22 protein-coding genes are annotated in these 21,658 nt (G+C 42.8%); 19 read left to right on the top strand and 3 right to left on the bottom strand.

The genetic code is table 11. The annotated features are described in order from the left end of the window. Positions 1-20 precede the first annotated feature (20 nt). From VA249_RS17785 to VA249_RS17730, 12 genes are all read left to right on the top strand, one after another. Complete coding sequence (locus tag VA249_RS17785) at positions 21-1,142, top strand: HlyD family secretion protein (RefSeq protein WP_221072153.1); 1,122 nt, start codon at positions 21-23, stop codon at positions 1,140-1,142. Continuing rightward, the gene (locus tag VA249_RS17780) at positions 1,132-2,145 is read left to right on the top strand and encodes a DUF2955 domain-containing protein (RefSeq protein WP_221072149.1); all 1,014 of its coding nucleotides are present in this window, start codon (positions 1,132-1,134) and stop codon (positions 2,143-2,145) included. The genes VA249_RS17785 and VA249_RS17780 overlap by 11 nt, the downstream gene beginning before the upstream one ends. A gap of 27 nt (positions 2,146-2,172) precedes the next feature. Next, positions 2,173-3,282 carry an AI-2E family transporter gene (locus VA249_RS17775; protein ID WP_221072138.1) on the top strand — a complete coding sequence of 370 codons (1,110 nt, stop codon included), beginning with the start codon at positions 2,173-2,175 and terminating at the stop codon, positions 3,280-3,282. Continuing rightward, positions 3,279-3,953, top strand: a complete 675-nt coding sequence (locus VA249_RS17770; protein WP_221072136.1) for a potassium channel family protein — start codon at positions 3,279-3,281, stop codon at positions 3,951-3,953. The genes VA249_RS17775 and VA249_RS17770 overlap by 4 nt, the downstream gene beginning before the upstream one ends. A gap of 186 nt (positions 3,954-4,139) precedes the next feature. Then, complete coding sequence (locus tag VA249_RS17765; protein ID WP_221072134.1) at positions 4,140-4,481, top strand: hypothetical protein; 342 nt, start codon at positions 4,140-4,142, stop codon at positions 4,479-4,481. A 3-nt stretch (positions 4,482-4,484) separates the two neighbouring features. Beyond that, positions 4,485-4,940: a hypothetical protein gene (locus tag VA249_RS17760; protein WP_221072132.1), complete on the top strand. Its 456-nt coding sequence runs from the start codon at positions 4,485-4,487 to the stop codon at positions 4,938-4,940. Between the two features lie 2 nt (positions 4,941-4,942). Beyond that, positions 4,943-5,443, top strand: coding sequence for a hypothetical protein (locus VA249_RS17755; protein WP_225927152.1), 501 nt, complete (start codon positions 4,943-4,945; stop codon positions 5,441-5,443). A gap of 45 nt (positions 5,444-5,488) precedes the next feature. Further along, positions 5,489-5,953, top strand: coding sequence for a hypothetical protein (locus VA249_RS17750; RefSeq protein WP_221072130.1), 465 nt, complete (start codon positions 5,489-5,491; stop codon positions 5,951-5,953). A gap of 64 nt (positions 5,954-6,017) precedes the next feature. Continuing rightward, positions 6,018-7,034, top strand: coding sequence for a helix-turn-helix transcriptional regulator (locus VA249_RS17745; protein WP_221072128.1), 1,017 nt, complete (start codon positions 6,018-6,020; stop codon positions 7,032-7,034). 242 nt (positions 7,035-7,276) lie between these two features. Further along, a complete protein-coding gene (locus VA249_RS17740) occupies positions 7,277-8,608 on the top strand; it encodes a metal-dependent hydrolase family protein (protein ID WP_221072126.1) in 1,332 nt (443 codons plus the stop codon). Between the two features lie 66 nt (positions 8,609-8,674). Further along, positions 8,675-9,304 (top strand): DUF3299 domain-containing protein, encoded by a 630-nt coding sequence (locus VA249_RS17735; protein WP_221072125.1) that lies wholly within the window; start codon positions 8,675-8,677, stop codon positions 9,302-9,304. A 118-nt stretch (positions 9,305-9,422) separates the two neighbouring features. Beyond that, positions 9,423-10,649 (top strand): carbohydrate porin, encoded by a 1,227-nt coding sequence (locus tag VA249_RS17730; RefSeq protein ID WP_221072123.1) that lies wholly within the window; start codon positions 9,423-9,425, stop codon positions 10,647-10,649. A gap of 235 nt (positions 10,650-10,884) precedes the next feature. On the opposite strand, the gene VA249_RS17725 is transcribed toward VA249_RS17730, so the two are convergent. Further along, a complete protein-coding gene (locus tag VA249_RS17725; RefSeq protein ID WP_221072122.1) occupies positions 10,885-12,588 on the bottom strand; it encodes an FAD-dependent oxidoreductase in 1,704 nt (567 codons plus the stop codon). Between the two features lie 151 nt (positions 12,589-12,739). Here VA249_RS17725 and VA249_RS17720 point away from each other — a divergent pair, with 151 nt between their 5' ends. The 3 genes from VA249_RS17720 to VA249_RS17710 are packed head-to-tail and all read left to right on the top strand — an operon-like array spanning position 12,740 to position 13,886. After that, positions 12,740-13,033, top strand: a complete 294-nt coding sequence (locus VA249_RS17720) for an ArsR/SmtB family transcription factor (protein WP_211917202.1) — start codon at positions 12,740-12,742, stop codon at positions 13,031-13,033. Between the two features lie 26 nt (positions 13,034-13,059). After that, a complete protein-coding gene (locus VA249_RS17715) occupies positions 13,060-13,461 on the top strand; it encodes a YeeE/YedE family protein (protein WP_221072113.1) in 402 nt (133 codons plus the stop codon). Further along, complete coding sequence (locus VA249_RS17710; protein WP_164837299.1) at positions 13,461-13,886, top strand: YeeE/YedE family protein; 426 nt, start codon at positions 13,461-13,463, stop codon at positions 13,884-13,886. The genes VA249_RS17715 and VA249_RS17710 overlap by 1 nt, the downstream gene beginning before the upstream one ends. Positions 13,887-13,899: 13 nt before the next feature. Here the strand turns inward: VA249_RS17710 and VA249_RS17705 are convergent, their stop codons facing one another. After that, positions 13,900-14,763, bottom strand: a complete 864-nt coding sequence (locus VA249_RS17705; protein WP_221072111.1) for an endonuclease/exonuclease/phosphatase family protein — start codon at positions 14,761-14,763, stop codon at positions 13,900-13,902. A gap of 308 nt (positions 14,764-15,071) precedes the next feature. Between VA249_RS17705 and nrdD the strand changes: the two genes are divergently transcribed. Then, complete coding sequence (nrdD, locus tag VA249_RS17700; protein WP_221072109.1) at positions 15,072-17,192, top strand: anaerobic ribonucleoside-triphosphate reductase; 2,121 nt, start codon at positions 15,072-15,074, stop codon at positions 17,190-17,192. Between the two features lie 84 nt (positions 17,193-17,276). Beyond that, a complete protein-coding gene (gene nrdG / locus VA249_RS17695) occupies positions 17,277-17,747 on the top strand; it encodes an anaerobic ribonucleoside-triphosphate reductase-activating protein (protein WP_221072107.1) in 471 nt (156 codons plus the stop codon). Between the two features lie 169 nt (positions 17,748-17,916). Here nrdG and VA249_RS17690 read toward each other — a convergent pair whose 3' ends face one another. Next, positions 17,917-19,302, bottom strand: a complete 1,386-nt coding sequence (locus VA249_RS17690; protein ID WP_221072106.1) for an MATE family efflux transporter — start codon at positions 19,300-19,302, stop codon at positions 17,917-17,919. A gap of 150 nt (positions 19,303-19,452) precedes the next feature. Here VA249_RS17690 and VA249_RS17685 point away from each other — a divergent pair, with 150 nt between their 5' ends. Further along, positions 19,453-20,310 (top strand): AraC family transcriptional regulator, encoded by an 858-nt coding sequence (locus tag VA249_RS17685; protein WP_221072226.1) that lies wholly within the window; start codon positions 19,453-19,455, stop codon positions 20,308-20,310. 155 nt (positions 20,311-20,465) lie between these two features. After that, entirely contained in the window at positions 20,466-21,653 is a 1,188-nt protein-coding gene (locus tag VA249_RS17680) for an amino acid aminotransferase (RefSeq protein WP_221072104.1), read from the top strand. Positions 21,654-21,658: the final 5 nt, after the last annotated feature.

Below are 21,658 nucleotides of genomic sequence, written 5' to 3'. Positions count from 1 at the left end.
ATTCAATGGCAGAGGAAAGTATGTCCGAGAACGAAAAAGATAACAAGCCAACGGAAGTGGCAGAAGATACAAATACGAATAAGAAAGATAAAGTCAAAACGATCACCAATTATCTGATTCTATTTATTGTCTTTATGTTGGGGTTTAGCATTATATCAGATCGCATTATCCCGATTACGGACAATGCACGAGTAAAAGGCTATATCGTTCCCATCAAACCTCAGGTTTCCGGCAATGTGCAGGATATTCGAGTTCAGCCTAACCAACTTGTTGAAGAGGGCGATGAGTTGGCCATTATCGACAAATCTGACTATGAGATAGCGGTTCAGCAAGCGGAAGAAAACTTAGAAATTGCTGGGCAAAATGTCGGAGCACAGACGGCGAATATTGCCTCTGCGCAAGCTCGATTGACTTCTGCAATAGTAGAACGTCAAAACACGGAAGCCCAAGCAAATCGAATCTTAGCTATGGCTGAAAAGGGCGTGGTATCAAAGTCTGATGCTGATGAAGCAAGAGCCGCTTTAGCAACAGCGAGAGCTAACGTGGTGAATGCGCAAGCTGATTTAGAAAAAGCAAAACAGCAGCTAGGTGAAGAGGGTGAAGAAAACAGCCAAGTGAAAGCGGCATTACTGGCTTTAGAGCAAGCGCAGTTGAACTTAGAGCGCACGGTTATTCGAGCTCCGACGCAAGGTGGTGTTTCTAACTTTAGTTTGACAGAGGGATTTTACGCTTCTGTTGGTCAGCCGATTATGACGTTTGTTTCTACCGAAGATATTTGGATAGAAGCCTACTTCCGTGAGAATAGCCTAGGGAACATCACGATTGGTGATGAAGTAGAAATCGCACTTGATTTTGTTCCAGGAAAAGTCATCAAAGGCAAAGTGAGCAGTATCGATTGGGGTGTTGATTGGGGGCAGAATCAGCAAGCAGGTAAATTGGCACAAGCGAATCAACAAACGGGTTGGTTACGTCAAACACAAATGTTGCCTATTGCGATTGAGTTTGATCGTGAGGAAGTCAGTGGAATGCTGCGCGTCGGCGGTCAAGCGGATGTGATTGTCTATAGTGGGAACAACTTTGTTTTCAACGCAATAGGCAAGCTATGGATTCGCATAAAGAGTGTGTTGTCTTATGTCCGATAAAGATCGCATAGATAATGCCACTCAGCGTCGCATATTGCGCTTTACGATAGGGGTGAGTCTGGCCGTGTTTCTTGCGGCATGGATTAATTGGTCACTGGCGTTTGTTGCGCCAGTGTTCACCGCAAAGTTTTTGGTCGATAAACCTAAGGCGCATAAAGAAACCGTCTATGAATTGTTATTGGCAATGATTGCAACAATGGGGCTAGGGTTGCTTCTTTCAGGAGGCATTACGCAATACCCCATCATATTGTTGCTGGCTGTCGGCTTGATGATGATTTGGGGCTACTACCTATTCACAGATCCTAAGTGGAACTTATTTGCGACTATCTTATTGATAGCGGTATTGATGCTGCCGTTTATGGCAATCGGAAACCCAGCGATGTCGGTGATTCTCGCGGGAGGGTTGGCCACATCGGGTGCGGTTGCCGTTTTGATTTTTACTCTAATGCACATCTACTTACCGGAACCAGAAAGTCAGTTTGAGGGATATGCAAAGCCACCAATTGGTGCTCAGCAGCGCTGGCATGCTTCTTTTAGAGCGATGTTGATTTCGTTTCCACTGGTTTGCTTCTTTTTTATCTTTCAGATATCGGAAGCTTTACTCACGATGATGTTCGTTGCGTTGCTCTCTTTAATGATTACCGCCGAAAAATCGGTCAAGTTGAGTGCGTTTTTGATCATCAGTAACGGTATTGGTGGATTACTAGCAATTGCCGCGTTCTCGATACTGGCGATTGTACCCAATATCTGGTTTTACACCGCGTTTATTGCGTTGTTAGCAATAATCATTGGCAAAAAAATATACACAATACCGGAAAAAGCCCCCGTATATGCGACGGCATTCAGTACATTACTTGTTCTTATTGGCAGTACGTTAATGAGTTCCGGCGATATCGACAGCAATACATTTGTCCGAATCTTCCAATTAGTGATGGTCGGGACATACATGATTGTCGCATCGCTATTTTTGGAAACCCGACAATGGAAGTTCTTGCAAACATAACCGTTTAAAGAGTTAAAAGGTAACGCTATGAAAGCTTCAAATGATTTCTCGAAACAGGCGATAGACGCTGCAATTAAGATCGGAGCCGTAGCGTTACTGATCTGGTGGTGTTTTTCGATCTTGAGCCCTTTCATTATGCTGGTGGTTTGGGGGGGAATTATTGCGATTGCTCTTTATCCTGTCGCGATGTCATTGCATAAACGTTTAGGCGTTTCAAAAGGCAAGGCGAGCGCATTAATTAGTACGGTAGGGGTGTTACTACTTTTGATCCCACTTATTGCACTCTCATCAGGGATTTACACGAGCGCAACTGAAGTGGTGACTGGTCTTCAAGACGGCACGCTTGTCGTTCCTAAACCACAAGACAATTTGAAACAAATCCCATTTGTTGGGGATCAGGTATATGCTGCGGTTAACTATGCTTCGACCAATATGGAAGGATTTCTCGTTAAGTACGGTGAGCAAGTGAAAGGCTTCTTGTCACAAACAGCCTCAATCGTTGGATCTGTCAGTGGTGGTTTTGTCCAATTTATCATTTCAACCATGATTGCGGGAGCATTCATGAGTAACGCTGACGTTTGCCAAAAAGGTTTTACCAAATTGGCAGACCGCCTTACCAACAAGAAAGGTGAAAGGCTAGTCAATCTCTCAAAATCAACGGTTCGCAGTGTTGTACAAGGTGTTATCGGCGTTGCATTGATTCAATCGGTCATGGCAGGTGTGGGCATGGTCGTTGTTGGCGTACCCGCTGCGGCATTATGGATGGTTGCCGTGATTTTAGTTGCCATTGTTCAATTGCCGCCAATCTTGGCTCTAATTCCTGCCATTATCTATGTATTCAGCGTCGAATCTGCGTTAGTTGCAGGGCTATTTTTAGTGTGGTGTATTTTAGTCAGCGCGAGTGACGCTGTACTTAAGCCTGTACTTTTAAGCCGTGGTTCAGATACGCCGATGCTTGTAACACTGTTGGGGGCACTTGGTGGTATGGCGATGTCTGGTATCGTAGGTCTGTTCGTCGGTGCGGTTGTGTTGAGCCTGACTTATCAGTTAATGGTGAATTGGTTGGATGAAGATACTAGTGATGTAAATCATGGTATCGAGCGCAAGGAGGAAATAATCGATGAGGAGGCATCGTGAAACCAGTAACGGGACAAGATAATTTCTATTTTCTATTTTTTGCTTTGATAGCACTGTTCTTTGGCTGTGCTGCGATGCATCAATTCTATCCGGACGGGCAAGAAACCGTCCTTGCATTGCTTATTGTGACATTGGGCGCATCAATCGCTGGCGTTAATCGCGCTCACAAGGGCAATCGTACATGGTATGGTGTATTGCTCATTGTTACCGTGATTTCGTATGGGATGTCCTTTTTAGAGCATTTGGATTTATCCATTTTGACATTGGGTGCATTGCTCATATTTCTGTTCTCCCACATATACTCTGCGTTAAAGCAAGTCGTCCTGACTACATCGGTAACAACGAACCACATTATTGGCTCTATCTGTATCTACTTATTGTTGGGGTTGGCGTGGGCGGTGATTTATCTCTTAGTATTGGAGCTCTTCCCAAGTTCATTTACAGGGTTAGAAGCAAAGCCTTGGTTATCAAATCTGTTTAATGCGTTGTACTTCAGCTTTATAACGTTAACGACAGTCGGGTACGGGGACATATCACCGACGGTGCCAGTTGCTCAGTTTTTTGTATTCTTTGAGGCAATAGTCGGCAGTTTTTATTTGGCTATTATGGTTGCGAGTTTGGTGAGCATTCGGTTAACTCAGAATCAGAATCAGAATCAGAATCAGAGTTAGCGGTTATCGGCCAGCCGTAGATCATCATTTATAACAATACATTGAGAGAGCAGCCAGTTGGCTGCTTTTTTGTTGTGGATTTTTGCTATAGGAAAAGCAATGGGAATTATTTTATGGCGTAAAATGGTAAGAACTAGGCGTGTAAGCACAATAATATAAGTGAAACATTTCCTAAAGGTAACAATAATGATACGCAAAGCCATAATATTGACGATGCTAATATCTAGCAGTTCATCTGCAAATTTACATATATGGAATAAAAGGGATTATAAATCTTACACTGATATGTCAGATGTTGAGTTTGTTTTAAAAAATAAATATCACAAGAAAGCTGATTATTATTTGAGAATTGATGATAAAAGATTTGATAATAAAATCACATTAGAACCGGAACAAGAAATCGCTCTTAATGTTCGTGTCAAAACTCCACCCGGCGAAACAACGAAAAAGAAAATTTGTACGCGTATGGTTACTGGCACTCCACATAGCTATGAGGTCTGCTCAAATATTACTTTAATAAGGTATTAAATAATGAACTTACAAGCGTTATTACGTAACGCTGTTCTTGGTTTTATATTGTTAATAAGTAGTTTTGTTAACGCAAATCCGATTCCTAGTGTATCGAATCCCTCAGGGACAGACCGTATTCGAACCTCAGAGGGGGCAACGTGTGAACAAGCGGTATCAACGGGTAGAACATTTCAGATTGGTACTTATGGGGCGTCAGGCCAAGAAGACAGCGATAACTATTATGACAATTACTATGAACAGAACCAGGATGAGGCGGGAGTATACGCCGCACTGACTTTTCAGTTTGGTGGTGAGGACCGGGTAGATTGTACTCGTCTTTATGAGTTTGAATTGAGAGAACGTAAGCGACAGGAAGAGCTCGCACAGGCAGAGCATGAATTAAAACTGATGCAGATTGAAGCTGAGAAGCAGAGATTGATGCAAATGAAACAAACCCAAACTACTTTTTCGGAGTAATTATGAATATCAAAAACGCTAAGTTATCTAAAGCTGTCTTACTGGCTTTATTCGTAACCGCAGGCGTACACGCGCAACCACCAGGACATGAAGACGCAACGAGTGAAGATGTCACGTTTAGCGCGACGGTTGAAGAACAATGCGGTATTGATGTGACGGTAGCAAATGCTAATCTTGCATTTGGAGATGCCTATAATGATTCTAAAGCGCAGGTGAAGCTTATTAATAATGAGGAGGATGGTTCAATTAAGTTAAAGCTTGAACCTATAAAACCCCATGAAATAGGAGATGACATTAAAAAAGAGGATGTTTGGTTTCAATCAGGCGGTGTGCATCAAGCAAATATGAATGCGAGTGATTGGGAAGATGGAATAGATTATTCTAGAGATGATATAAGAAGTAATAATCTCGTTGATCTATCTGCAAGAATTAATATCGATGAAAGCAATATGGATGCTGATGACTATGCCTTGGTTACAAATTGGGTCATTGAGTGCGATTAGTGAATCTTAGTTTAATTTTGGCCCTTTAATTAGGGCTTATTTATTATGAAAAAACACCTTTTTACTTTATTTATATTATCAATAAGTAGTGTCAGTTTTGATACTGAATCTGCAAATGTTCGTTTTCATAAACGAATAGACGAATCGTGCGGGATTGAAGTTATTAAAGATCATGGCGAGATAAGCTTTGGGCATCGTTACGGGCATGATTCTCTATCTTTAAAGTTACTGGCTAATCAGCGAGATAAACGCCTTGTCTTTCGTTTGTCATACATCAATGTAGAGATGGGGGCGGAAACGATCAGTCATGACAAAATTCATTTTAAAGTAGAAACACCGGATCGATTTGTCGGTAATGTCGATTATTGGCGACAAGGCATTGAAATCAATCAAGAACAACTCGACTCTAGTAAGCAAATTCGGATCAGTGCGCGAGTAGACCTTAACGAATATCAAATGCCTGCAGGAGAGGTTACTCTCAATATGGAATGGCATTTAGATTGCTATTGATGACAATCAACAGACTAATGCTTAAACTTGAAAAATTATCGGTAATTTGAAAATGATAGATCGTATGGCAAATCCTGACATTCCTTTAGTGCATTCAGAAGAAGTGAAACTATTTGCGACCTTGCTCAAACAGCTAGATGGCGACCTTCACTTGCTGCTTGAATCTGCCAGAATGCCGCAGGACATTTTATCTAACCACTCTTTGGATGCATTTGTACCAGAAAGTGCATTAAAGTCGGTGTTTCAGATCTTAGGTGAGCAAGCCTCGCAAGATAAATTTTCTCTGCTGACATGGACACTGTGCCACGATATCTATGTTCCACGTTTTGCCAATCAAATTACTCAAACGCAATCGCTACGAGCTGCACTGACAGAAGTTGCTGAGTTACTCAATAGTGTTTCGGATAATGTAAAATTAACCATCGAATCACATGGTGGAAAATTTTGGCTCGTTCGAGAAAAAGAACATGTAGAAAAAGATTGGTTTCGTTATGCAGAAATGTTTTCCGCAATGTTTATGAATGAGCTGATTAAAAAACTGGTTGGGCACCAATGTAAATTGAATGAAGTGGGGGTTCAAGACCTTGAATCTGAGCCATTTCGTCAGTTACCAGGATTTAAACATGCACAATTTTATACAGGTAGATCGGTTACCGCTATCTCATTGCCTAGCGACAGGCTTGATAAGCCGATCAATTTTATACCGAATCGAGAGCAATTTTTATCACATAAAGAAATTTTTAAACCCAATCAAACGAGCTGTAATCAATTTAGTGCTGCATTGGCAAAAGCACTAACCCCATATCTATCGATGGGTAAGGTCTCAATACAGTTTGCAGCAGAACTTCTAGATATGAATGCTCGGACAATACAACGTCGTTTAGCGAACGATAAGACAACATATCGCGAAGTGATAGAGCGTTTAGTATTGAATCAGACTTTAGAACTGCTCGCAGACAACGATCTAAGTATTACACATATTGCACTGAAAACGGGCTATTCTGATTCTGCTCATTTTACTCGTGCGTTTAAACGTATGATGAACACCACACCAAAAGCGTATCGCCAATCTTTGATATAAGCGATCTTAGTAAACAACTTGTGGTGGTTATATTTATTTTACAATTAATCCAAGCGCTTAACCTATGTCGCATTTTATACGAAACTGGTTTGACCTACCTTATACCTTTACCTATCTTTGATGTGAACAATTTGTTTCATATGTAATTTTTTAAATTTTCATTGAGACGTTTGCTCCATAGTACTTACATCATAACAAGTGTCGTTATGGGGAATGGACTCTAAATTAAGATAGGTGTGATAATGGAAATCTCAAAGGCGAAACTCTCTCTCGTTGCGTTGTCATGTTCGCTTGCTTTTAATGTGAATGCGGCTTCAACCTTGTTCACAAATGTCGATGTGTTCAATGGCACTGAGGACAAAATACATAAAAATCAGAATGTACTTGTTGTTGACAACCTGATCAAAGAAATCTCATCAAAACCGATTAAAGCTGATAAACAAACCACAACGATCAATGGAGAGGGAATGACAATGATTCCTGGCCTGATCGATATGCACTCTCATATGTGTATTCAAGAGGGGATGCTAGTTGGCCGTGATGGTTATGATCAAATGGCAATGGGTGCGCGCGCACACGTATCGATGATGCAGTATCTCGATCAAGGCTTTACTACTGCCCGAGATGCAGGGTGTAACATTCTAGGAATGGCAAAAGCGGTCAACAATGGTTTGATTGATGGACCGCGACTATTCCCTGCTGGTGGATTTTTAAGTCAAACTGGTGGTCATGCTGATACCGGTAGTTTTAATGATGTCCCGGGACGTGTTGATGATCTAGAGCGTCATGGCTTTGGCTACATCGTTGATGGTGTTACTGAGGCTCGTCGTGCGGCCCGTCAAAATCTACGCTCTGGTGCCACACAAATTAAAATCATGGCTGGTGGTGGTGTCGCGAGTGAATTTGATCCGATCCACATGACTCAGTTCTCGAAAGAAGAGATGGAAGCCATTGTTGGTGTGGCAGAAGATTATGGCACTTACGTTATGGCCCATGCCTATCATGATCGCTCCGTAAACCGAGCAATTGATGCTGGCGTTAAAGTGATTGAGCACAATTTCTTGGTATCTGAAGATACGATCAAACGAATGAAAGAAGAGGGCGTCGCGCTTTCTGCTCAAGCGGTGATGTCTTTAGAAGCATTTGCTGAACCAGAAAAAATTACGTTCTTTAGTCCTGATCAAAAATCCAAAGCGGCCAAAGTTAATGCTGGTGCTAAACAGATGTTTGAATGGGCTCGCAAGCATGATGTACTTGTTGTGACTGGCGGAGATATGTTTGGTCCGGCGTACAATACACGCCAAGCAGATAACATGGTTTGGATGGAAAAAGTAGGCTTTACCCCTTATCAAATTATGAAAATGGGTACGTCAAATGCGGCTGAGGTATTAAGTTGGTCTGGCGGTATGAATCCATACAAATACGGTAAACTAGGCGTTGTAGAGCCGGGCGCTTATGCCGATGTTGTGCTAGTGGATGGTAACCCTCTGGAAGATATCTCTATTCTTAATGATTACCAAGACAAGTTTAAAGTCATTATGAAAGACGGCAAGATTCATAAGAATACCCTGTAATAAATAATGGGGGGCGCAAAAGTCCCCCAATTTTTAAATTTCCATTGTTTAGTATTTGGGTAAAGTATGAAGAAGTATGTATTAGCAGGTTTATTATTCGCTGCCTCATCGATTGCCGTTGCAGAGCAAATCAGCTGGGAACAATTACGTCCAGCGATCACACCAATTGAAGATCCGTTTCTTGCGTTAAGTGATGAGCAACTATTTGAGTTAGGTACACTCGCTAAGTATCGCCAATCCAAAGCGTTGAACGAATCACAGCTTCAAACGAAAAAAGAGATTGAATCGAAACTTCATGAAGAAGGGGTTGATGTTGATTGGTTGTTTTCGAAGAGACAAGAGATCACCGATTATCGCCGACAGATTGCGACACAACCTAATACTGATCTCACCGCCGACAGTTATGAAATTCCAGGCTTTATTACGCCCGTAGAATTTAATGATGACGTTGTCACAAAATTCTTTCTTGTTCCTACCTCTGGAGCTTGTGTCCACACGCCACCGCCACCTGCCAATCAAATCGTGTTAGTCAGTTACCCGAAAGGTTTGAAGCTCACGTCTCTTTATGAGCCTGTTTGGGTAAAAGGCGAACTAGAAATTGAAAAAGTGAAAGCCGACGTTACCTACGTAGACGGAGCTATGGATGTTGAGACGGTATACCAAATGGATGCCGATTCTATTCGAGCTTATCAATAAACCGCTTAATCAATTCATGACAGTTAAAATGATCGAAATGTACAATTGTCGTTTAATGGCAATTATCAGCTTCGTGAATCGTTAAGATTGTTATCTATCAACTTAATGAGGCCCTTTAATGAACGCATCAATCCCTAGGCTCAGTTTACTTGCACTTTCCATTGTCACTTCATCGTCTCTGTATGCTGCCAATTTTGGTAGTCCCAATACGGTTGGTAATACTTTGGCAGAGACAAAACATGAAAAAGAAAGCTGGCGCGAGTCATTGGAACAAGAGCATAACCTTACGTTTGGCCTCGATTATCAAGCATTAGGTTTATCAGCTACAGATCCTGTGACAGGAGGCAATGACTCAGCCAGTTCTGGGGTTGCTCGATTTTACGGTACTTGGAACTTGGTTGGCTTAGAGTCGGGCAACGTAGGCGGATTAGTTTGGAAAGTTGAACATCGTCATTCATACAGTGAGTTAGCCCCAAAAGAATTTGCTTTTATTGGTGATGGCTTAGGTTATGCCGGCATGATCGGTTCGGCGTACAGTGATCAAGGGATGCGTTTAACTAACTTGTATTGGAAGCAGAGTCTCAACGGTGGTAAGACAACGTTTATTGCTGGTTTTTTAGATACCTCGGATTATGTTGATGCTTATGCACTAGCAAGTCCTTGGACGGGTTTTACAAATTTGGCATTCAGTACGGGTGGTGGATCCATTGGTTTGCCGGATGATGGAATTTTAGGATTGGCTGTTGGTCATATGCTAACGGACAACATCTACATGATTGCGGGTGTCGCCGATGGTAAGGGACGCTCTGATAAGCCATTTGATGGTTTTGATACTTTGTTTAATGATCATAAGCTATTTACTTCGTTTGAACTTGGTTGGGCAGCATCACAGGATCAGATCTATACCGATAATGTACATATCACTGCGTGGCACCTTGATGGTGGAACTCAACACAACTTAACCAACCAAGAAAGCGGACAAGGGATTAATTTCTCAGCAAGCTATTTTGCGACAGAGCAATTGATGCCATTCGTTCGTGGTGGTTTCTCTGAGGGGGATGTCGCACTTTATGATCGTTCGTTAACGATGGGGATTGGCTACTTTGGTTTGGGTAAACCAACCAACAATCTTGGCTTTGCAGTGAACTGGAGTCATGTAAACGACAACCTAGAGCAAGCTTATGGCGTTGGAGACTCTGAACAGTTTACGGCTGAACTTTATTACAACATGCAGTTGAATGAATATATTCAGATCACTCCGGATATTCAGTACATCAAAGACCCTGCATTCTCCAATAAAAGCAGTACTTGGGTGATGGGCTTACGCGCAAGAATATTCATCTAGTTGATTATTGTTTTTCGCTGCCTTATTAATTGCTGTATATATAAACAGTATTTGTGTTTCTGGCTATTTTTGCCACAAAAAAGATAACACTGGTCTATTGAGGAAAGCGGCGACTTGGTGGATTTAAACTCAACAGCATGAGTACTTTGAAAGTCAGCCAAGATCATCAATGGATTGAATCTAATATATAAAAAGGGGGACGTAATGTGCCCCTTTTTCGATTAAGAATCAGAGATTAGGCTTTTGCGAACTTGTAAGTACGGTAACCACCAAGCAGGTTACGAGCTTTAAAGCCTGAATTCACTAATTGACGGTATGCAACGTTTCCGCGTAAACCCACCTGACAGTAAATCACGATCTCTTTGTCTTTAGGCAGTTCATCCATACGTTGACGGAGTTGGTCTACAGGAATGTTAATCGCGCCTTCAATAAACCCAACAGACTCCAATTCACCAGGATTGCGTACATCAAGCAACACCTGATCTTCTGACAAGTTATCAATTTCATCAAAATGGATCGCTGTAGCATCGCCTTTGATGATGTTGTTGGCAACGAAAGCTGCTTGGTTAATGACGTCTTTTGCAGAGCCATACGGTGGTGCATAAGTCAATTCAAGGTGTTGAAGCTGTTCAACCGTCATACCTGCACGCTGAGCTACTGCCATTACGTCAATGCGTTTGTCGACACCATCTTTACCTACCGCTTGCGCACCTAAAATCTGACCGGTTTTTGGATCAAACAACATTTTGAACGACACGGTTTCAGAGCCAGGGTAGTAACTTGCATGGCTCGCCGCATGAACATACACTTTTTCATAAGTGATGTTGTCACGTTTAAGCTGCTTCTCGTTCTTGCCTGTAGAAGCGACTGCCAAATCAAAGATCTTACAGATAGCAGTACCTTGCGTACCTCGGTAAGTTTCTTGACGACCTAGCATGTTGTCTGCCGCCATGCGACCTTGACGGTTAGCAGGGCCTGCTAATGGAACAAGTGTTTGTTCGCCCGTAATAAAGTCTTTTTCCTCAACGGCATCCCCAACGGCATAAATTGAAGGATCGCTAGTTTGCATGTATTCATTGGTATAAATACCACCCAGAGCACCAATTTGAAGCCCTGCTTCTTGCGCAAGTTTTGTCTCAGGACGAACACCAATCGCCATGATCAGAATATCGGTGTCCAACACATCGCCATTATTGAGTGACAGAGTTAGCTTACCTTGAAAGTGTTGATGTTCATCATTTTCACCTGCTTCTGTGTTGGCGATAGATTGATTGGCAACGTATTCAACAGAAGAGAGGGCGACACCTAAACGTAAATCGATGCCTTTCTCGCGGATCTCTGCATGTGCAAAGCCTGCCATTTCACGATCGACAGGTGTCATTACTTGATCGGCCATTTCTATTAATGTGGTTTTCACTCCTAGCTGGTGGAATGCTTCCATCATTTCTAAGCCAATAAAACCGCCACCAACAACCGTTGCATGTTCAACCTTGTTTGTCTCCATCGTTTTGATGATGCGATCCATATCTGGAATGTTACGCAGAGAATGGGTAAGCGGGTTATCAATGCCCGGAATAGGTGGTACAACAGGCCCAGCGCCAGGACTCAATAGAAGAAAATCGTAGCTTTCTTGGTATTCAGAGCCGTCAATTAGGTTTTTTACCGTGACAGTTTTGTCCTGACGGTTAATAGAAACGACTTCGTTCATGACACGAACGTCGACATTAAAACGCGCTAAAAAGCTTTCTGGGGTTTGAAGTAGCAGTTTGCTGCGTTCTTGAATATCGCCACCAATGTGATAAGGCAAGCCACAGTTGGCAAAAGAAACAAAAGGACCTCGTTCAAACATAATAATTTGTGCGTCTTCACTGAGACGACGAGCGCGAGCTGCTGCAGATGCACCGCCAGCAACACCACCAATAATCACGATTTTGCTCATGGATTTCTCCTACTGAATGATCGAAAACGCTTACACCTTACTTAATAATATTAGCATTGTCTAATTTTATTTTATCTATATTAGGGTTGACTTAATAATGTTAATTAGTAATATCTAATAAAAGTTAACGTATTGAAGAAGAGGCATAAGAATGGGCGACAGTATGCTACAAAGCGCGACTGAAGCGAGTGAGCTACTTAAAATTATGGCTCATCCAGAACGATTAATTGTGATGTGCAAGTTGATAGAGGGCGAAAAAGGGGTGGGTGAACTGTTCGAAGGGTCATCATTAAGTCAGTCGGCTTTTTCGCAACACCTCACCGTATTGAGAAAACATGACATCATCAAAGCACGTAAGGTTTCTCAGCAAGTGTTTTATTCCATTTCTGATAAAAGAGTGGGGCCGCTCATCGAAGCGTTTAATCACGTTTTTTGTAAACAGTAATTCAAACTTTTATTTTGGGGGTACTTATGTTCGAAGTTCCTTGGATGTCGCTCATTGGCGGCGTAATGGTTGGCGCATCAGCCGTGATATTGATGCTATTCACTGGTAAGACTGCAGGGATAAGCGGGATCTTAAATGGCGCGGTAGAAAATACTGATCGCATTTGGCGAATCGTGTTTTTGCTTGCCATGGCATTGGGTGGACTTTTCGCATTCTATGTTATGCGTGGCCATGTTCCAGAACAATACAGTGATTCGTTGCTTCTGGTCGTACTGGCGGGTCTATTTGTTGGTGTCGGTACGCGCATCGGTAATGGTTGTACAAGTGGTCATGGTATTTGTGGGATGGGGCGTTTCTCTGTCCGATCTTTGGTCGCAACATGTACTTTTATGGCGACAGCCATGCTAACAGTTTTGGTGGTGTCGTAATGAAAAATGCAAAACAAATCGCAATCGTCATGTTCTCTGGTGTGCTGTTTGGCATCGGAATGGTGATTTCTGGCATGGCGGATCCTGAAAAAGTGATTGGCTTTCTTGATATCACAGGTGCATGGGACCCAAGTTTGGCATTTGTCATGGGGGGAGCGCTCGCCGTTTTCATTCCTGCTTATGTTTTATTAATAAAACCAAGAAGCAAATCAGTGTTTGGTGACGAGATCATTTGCCCAACGTCAAAAGTCATCGATAAAAGATTAGTTGGTGGTGCGGCGTTGTTTGGTATTGGTTGGGGCTTGTTAGGCGTGTGTCCTGGTCCTGCAGTTGCCAGCATTTTAACTGGCAACGCACAGGTCTTGCTATTTATCGCAGCGATGTTAGTTGGTTCGTTTACTGCGAAGAAAGTGTTGCAGCGTTAGAAAGTCGTGCTCGCTAAAAAGAAAGTATCGTTGATACTGGGCAATGGTCACTCAGTTTATAGTCGAGCACATCCTGTGGTTTGAAAACAGTCTGAATACCAGGCGACGTTTTTAGATCGCCGCTTGCGATGATATGATCAATCACCGAGCGGAATTGGTGAGTTTTATTCGGATTCCGGTTAGAGCGCACTTTACATTCTGCTTTGGTGTTTTTGGTCACCAGTCTTGCATCAGTATTGTTCGATAGCACTTCCCATAGCCAATCCCCTCGATAACCTAAGTTATGGTTAAAGTCACCGAGAACCACATAGTGTTGTTTGTTATCCTCGCGCGCTTTTATCCACTTCGCCAGCACCTGACCTTGTTGTTTCACTATCTTACAGTCACGATTATTGCGATACGCACCGCTGCATCCTGCTTTTAGGTGTACAGAGAGTAGGTGAGTTTCGTTATCTTTATTAGGATTTAATACGATGTAGCTAGCGAAGCGTAATTTACTATTACCTTGGGTGATTGAGAAATCGGGTCTGTCATCCACATCTATTCCTTTACGAACCGCGAAACCAGTATATTGATTTGTGTCGTTGAACTGCAGATGACGATGAGAGGGCTGAGCGCGGTCTGATAAGTAAATGGTGTATTCACTTCCTACGACTTTGCTTATCGCCCCATGGCTTTCTACTTCTTGAAATGCTAGAACGTCAATGTCAGTTTTATCCACATAGTGGTTCAATTTTATAAAGTCTTGCGGAGTACGAGATACCTTTCCGCCATTTATGGATAGCCACTCAATATTCCAACTGGTGAGTTTGATTGAATCCTGAGCAAACGAAAAAGAACTAAATAATAATATTGCCGTAACAAAAAGTGATCGCATACTGGTCCATTGCACTCCCAAATTTAGGTGAAATCCTTTGCAACCTTTATCCTACAAGACCTCTCTAAAAAGCAAGTGAAATCACCTCCAATTTTGCAATTTTCACAGTTTTATTTTCATCTGAGATCAGCTGCAATAAGATCGATTTGTTCTTATCCTCTAGCTATGTTTTGTTGATCAAGATCAATGTTTTCAAATGGTGCTTCTCGTTAAATACGCCACAATATATTGTGTCAGCAGAATAATAAATCGCCCTATATAGTGTATTTGTGGATAACTCTGTGAGTATTCTTGGGTAAGGAGAAAAAGTGAAACCAATCGTAATCAAACGTGACGGCTCAAGGGCTCCGTTTAATAGGGATCGAATCCAAGCAGCAGTGGAAGCAGCAGCGGATAACCATGAAAAAGAAGTCGCCATTTATGCACTAAATGTGGCGCTTTCTGTTGAGTTGCAACTACAAGATCACGATGAAGTTCACATCCATGAGATTCAAGACTTAGTTGAAAATGAACTCATGCAAGGTCCTTACAAATCACTTGCGCGTTCTTACATCGAATACCGCCATGATCGTGACATTGCACGTGAAAAGCAAAGCACACTAACGCGTGAAATCGAGGGCTTGATTGAAGAAAGCAACCTTGATCTAATCAACGAAAATGCGAACAAAGACGGTAAAGTGATTCCGACTCAGCGTGATTTATTGGCGGGTATTGTTGCTAAGCACTACGCAAAAACTCACATTCTTCCGCGTGATGTGGTTCAAGCGCACGATGTCGGTGACATTCACTACCACGATTTAGATTACGCACCGTTCTTCCCGATGTTTAACTGTATGCTGATTGATTTAAAAGGCATGCTGACACACGGTTTTAAAATGGGTAATGCGGAAATTGATACACCGAAATCAATTTCAACGGCTACCGCGGTTACGGCGCAGATCATCGCACAAGTTGCTAGCCACATTTACGGTGGTACAACGATCAACCGTATTGATGAAGTGCTAGAGCCTTATGTCAATACGAGTTACGAGAAACATCTAGCTATCGCTAAAGAGTGGGATATTGCAGAGCCTGAAGCGTTTGCTAAATCACGCACTGAAAAAGAGTGTTATGACGCATTCCAATCTCTCGAATACGAAGTAAACACGCTGCATACTGCCAATGGTCAAACACCATTCGTGACGTTTGGTTTCGGCCTTGGTACAAGCTGGGCATCACGCCTGATTCAGAAGTCGATTCTGAAAAACCGTATCGCGGGTCTTGGTAAAAACCGTAAAACAGCCGTGTTCCCTAAACTGGTTTTCGGTATTAAAGATGGCTTGAACCACAAAGCAGAAGATCCAAACTACGACATTAAGAAACTGGCGCTAGAATGTGCTTCTAAACGCATGTACCCAGATATTCTTAACTACGACAAAGTTGTGGAAATTACGGGTTCATTTAAAACGCCGATGGGCTGTCGCAGCTTCTTAGGTACTTATGAAGAGAACGGTGAGCTTATTCACGAGGGTCGTAACAACCTTGGTGTCGTGAGCTTAAACTTGCCACGTATCGCTATTCGTGCAAACGGCAGTGAAGCTAAATTCTACGAATTGCTTGATGATCGTCTACGTCTTGCTCGTAAAGCACTGGAAACTCGAATTTCACGTTTAGAGAACGTAAAAGCACGCGTTGCACCGATTCTATACATGGAAGGGGCTTGTGGTGTTCGACTAAAAGCGGACGACTCCGTTGCTGAAATCTTCAAAAATGGCCGTGCTTCGATTTCTCTAGGCTACATTGGTGTTCACGAGACAATTAACGCGCTGTTTGGTACGGAAGCACACTTGTATGACGATGCCGTATTGCGCGAAAAAGCAGTCGCGATCATCAAACACATGAAAGACGCGGTAAACCAATGGACAGACGAAACTGGCTATGGTTTCAGCCTTTACGGCACACCAAGCGAAAACCTTTGTAGCCGTTTCTGCCGTATTGATGCGAAAGAATTCGGTGTTATCGAAGGCGTGACTGATAAAGGTTACTACACCAACAGCTTCCACTTAGATGTTGAGAAAACGGTAAACCCTTACGATAAGATCGATTTTGAGATGCCTTATCCAGAAATCTCAAGTGGTGGCTTTATTTGTTATGGCGAGTTCCCGAACATGCAACGTAACATTGAAGCGCTAGAAAACGTGTGGGACTACAGTTACACGCGCGTGCCTTACTACGGTACGAATACACCAATCGATGAGTGTTACGAGTGTGGTTACAACGGTGAGTTTGACTGTACAAGTAAAGGCTTTACGTGCCCAAGTTGTGGCAACCATGACTCAACAAAAGTATCAGTAACACGCCGCGTTTGTGGCTACCTAGGCAGTCCAGATGCTCGCCCGTTTAACTTCGGTAAGCAAGAAGAAGTTAAGCGTCGAGTGAAGCACCTTTAAGGTTGACTTAAGCTCAAACCCAATAATGAAAATCAACCTGTCATGGGTTGATTTTCTTTTCTAGCCAGAACAAAAGGCATGACTATGAATTACCACCAATATTATCCGATCGATGTTGTAAACGGACCAGGTACACGCTGCACGTTATTTGTGTCGGGCTGTGTACACCAGTGTCGTGGCTGTTATAACCAGTCGACGCAACGTTTGGATTCTGGTGTGTTTTTCACTCAAGAAGCTGAAGATAAAATCATCGCAGATTTGAACGACACACGCATTAAACGCCGTGGTTTATCTCTGTCTGGTGGTGATCCTCTGCATCCGGCGAACGTGCCGCACATTCTCAAGCTAGTAAAGCGTGTAAGAGAAGAGTGCCCAGGTAAAGATATTTGGGTTTGGACGGGGTACACACTGGAAGAACTCGATGATGCCCAACGAGAAGTGACGCAATACATCGATACATTGATCGATGGGAAATTTGAGCAAGACAAGAAAGATCTGAATCTAGAATGGCGGGGAAGTTCGAACCAAATCATTCATCGTTTCACAGACATCTAATCGTCTTTGCCTCGAATAAGATAAGAATATGAAAAGGGCACATTCGTACATTTCGGATGTGCCCTTTTGGTGTGAGTTCTTTAATGAGAGCGCTCTTTAACGAGAGTCTCTTGAGTGCCTGTCAATTTACAATGAACGTTAGTTTACTATGTAATTTTGAGATCACATGTTACGCCGTCACTCTATGTTCATCATCGACCATGTTATTGATCCATCGTTTGGATTGAATGCGATGTGTCGTCAAAATACCTTTTACTAACTCTTCGGCTAACAGTGACATCAATACCCAATGTAAAGGTAAGCCTAGCACCATCCCAGTGTAGTAGGTTAATGGGATACCAATAGCCCATTGGCCAAATGTATCAATGAAAATGCTATAGCGAATATCCGCACCGCTTTTTAGTACACCACCAATTCCTACCATATTAAACACGCGTAGAATCATTCCTAACGCAAGCACGAGACATACATTTAGTGCCATATGTGCATCTGTCAGTGGGCTAAATTCGAGAAGCTTTAGGATAATAGGCGAACACAACCAAACCATGATGAACAGCACTGTAGCAAGTACGGCACTTGTTAATACATACCACCATGCCGTTTTTTCAACACGGTCATATTGTTCTGCTCCAATCTCGTTACCAAGTAATACAGAAGCAGCGACGGCAAAACCCATAAAGGTCGATATCAATACGCCCTCTATTGGCGAAAGGAAAGAGATGATCGCAAGCTCCGTAACACCGAGTTGTCCGTAGATGATGCTGTAAACGATCAAGCCTCCAGTCCATAACGAGTCATGAATAAGCATCGGCATCGAAACTTTAAAATACTTGTTTCTATGTTGCTTTACTGCGCCCTCATGCCAGTCTGAACGAGTAGGGAGCAGATACGAATAGCGACGACAAAAGAAATATACCAGCACAGCAGTTTGGAAAAAACGCGAGATAAACGTCCCCACTGCCGCGCCAAATACCCCCCACTGTGGGAAGCCAAATAAACCAAAGATCAACACCGCATTGAGGAAGATATTTACAACTATGGCGGCCATACTGACGTAAGTCGGCATCTTCGCTTCACCGACGGATCTGAGTACGGATTCAATAGGCACGACAATGGCAGTGCCCACGAGACTTAATCCCGTTACCACCAAATACTCGCGAGCATAGCTGACGTATTGTGGGTCGTCTGCCATAAATGAGACGATCTCTTTGTCGAATATCGTATAGAGCACAATAAACGGCAGCGTGACAATTATTGAAATAAACCAAGATTGAGCAAGTGTTCGCCGAATGCCTGCAACATTACCAGAGCCGAAATATTGCGAAGCCAGAACGGTGACAGCCCCGCATAAACCGAATACAACAGCAAGGTTAAAGAAAAAGATACGGTTACCGACACCAACAGCTGCAGTCGCCGATTCCCCTAATTGGCTTACCATGAAAATATCGATGGCACCAAGTAATGAAAATAACATTGATTGAAGAGATACGGGGACGCCGATCGCGATCAATCGTTGCCAGAATGTCTTGTCTATGTATTGACGTGTTAAGAGCATCGCATTTCTCCGCTAAGATTTATGCGAGTAGTTTATCCTCATGATTGTCCAGTGTATTTTTCAGATACATCTAAAAGTTTTGCCAAACTATCCATTCTTAGACGTCGTTCGATTAAATCGTCCAATGACATTGTTGTGAGCTACAAAATCGTGGAAGAAAAACAAGAACGCTACGCCATTTCAGACAAAACCTATCAAGAGTTTATTGACCATACCAAGGTTATCGCTTTAGAAGAGCGTGGGATTGTGCAATGTGGCATTGCAACGTGTCGCGATTTCTTTTCTGTGTATCGAAAAAACCAGAAAAAGCATATGTTACTTTATACGGTAAGGGGTAAAGGGTGGCTTGAGAGTGGTCCTTGTCGTTATTCGTTAGAACAAGGGTCATTAGTGATTGTCCCTGCTGGTATTGAAAACGGCTTCGGTATGGAAGATCAAACCTGGCAAATTGCGTGGGTCTTTCTTGCCCAAGGAAAAGAGTGGCCTATGGTGGGAGATGAGATTGAATATCAACTGACGACTGCACCAGAAGTGATGTATTCCTGTATTCAAACACTACTTAGAAGCATTAACCTCCCGATTGACTATGGCGGTGAAGTGGGGGCACACAGTGTTGCACAACTCGAACTGATGCTTAATATGCCGCATTCCGATTCCCTTTCTCGGAATCAACTTAGGTTACATCGAGTGTTCGATCTTGTTCAAAGGCAATTACATAAAGAATGGACAGTAGAACAACTTGCTGCACTCTATCCTTGTTCAGAGCCTCATCTACATAGACTCTCGCAACAATACTTTGGGCGCAGTCCTATGGCTCATTTAACGCGGATGAGAATGGAATATGCGGCAAGGCTGCTACGTTCGACCGAGTGGTCAATTCAGCACATCGGTGAGATTGTAGGCTATCCCACAGGCGCGAATTTCAGTACCCGCTTTAAGGTGTGGTCGACAATGACGCCGCGAGAATTTAGACGAAATGGTCGTTTAGATCGCCATCACGGTGAGTGAATCGTTCTTTTTATGAACAATGGCGTTCATGAAACGCAGTACTTGCTAGAATTTTGTCCTCAAATTGGTGAAATCGACAAAAAACACTTTCGCCATTGTTAATGAAAGTGTTACCGTGAGGTTCGATACTTGAATTTCAAAGGGTTATGACTTTCATGTTTTCTAATCTACCAACGCCTGTATTAGATCCTATTTTATCTCTTTCCGTCGCATACCGCGGCGATGCACGCCCAAACAAGGTTGACCTTGGTATTGGCGTTTATAAAAACAGCTTAGGTGAAACTCCGATCATGAAAGCCATTCAAATGGCACAAGACGTGGTCGTGGAAAACCAAAAAACCAAATCTTACGTTGGCTTAGCAGGTTGCGAAGAATTCAATCAAAGTATGATTGATCTACTTTTGACCGGAACGTCAGCCATGGATCGTGTCTCGGCTATTCAAACGCCAGGGGCGAGTGGTGCACTGCGTATGCTGGGTGACTTAATGAAAGTTGCCCAACCTGACACAACCGTTTGGATTTCTAATCCAAGCTACGTGAACCACAAGCCAGTAATGGAAGCCGCAGGCCTTAAGGTTCGTTTTTATCATTACTTCTCTCCTCAAACTAAACAAGTTGATACCGAAAAAATGCTAGAGGACTTGTCAAAAGCAGGCCCTTCTGACGTGGTTCTTCTTCATGGTTGTTGTCACAATCCAACTGGCGCAGATATTGACTTTTCGGCTTGGCAGGCCATCACTGAACTGTCTCAGAAGAATGGTTTTACACCATTTGTTGACGTCGCTTACCAAGGCTTTGGTGACGGATTAGAACAAGACGTGAAAGGTCTTCGTTTTATGGCCAATAATGTCGACGAAATGCTGATCACCACCTCATGCTCAAAGAACTTTGGTTTATACCGTGAGCGTACAGGTGCTGCGATTGTCGTGGGTAAGAACCTGCAAGATGTTTCCAATGCAAAAGGTAAACTGCTGACGCTTGCTCGTGCGACTTATACTATGCCACCCGATCATGGTGCTGCACTTGTGAAAACAATTTTGCAAGATGCCAATCTGACGGCGATCTGGAAGCAAGAGCTGAGTGAAATGCAACAGCGCTTGGTCAGCTTGCGTCATAGTTTGTGTAACGAGTTGAGAACTAACCATAATACAGATCAATTTGATTTCATACTAAATCACAAAGGCATGTTTACTGTGCTAGGCTTTAGTGAAAATCAGATGGCGCAACTGCGTGAAGATTATGGCATTTATGGCGTAGGTGATGGACGAATCAACATCGCTGGCCTAACGGAAACGCATATTCCTTATGTAGCGGACGCCATTCAAAAAGTATCTCAACGTTAATTGGG

This window comes from Vibrio alfacsensis, assembly GCF_019670485.1.
In the GTDB taxonomy this organism is placed as follows: Bacteria; Pseudomonadota; Gammaproteobacteria; order Enterobacterales; family Vibrionaceae; genus Vibrio; species Vibrio alfacsensis.
This window is presented reverse-complemented; position numbering and strand designations above follow the sequence as displayed.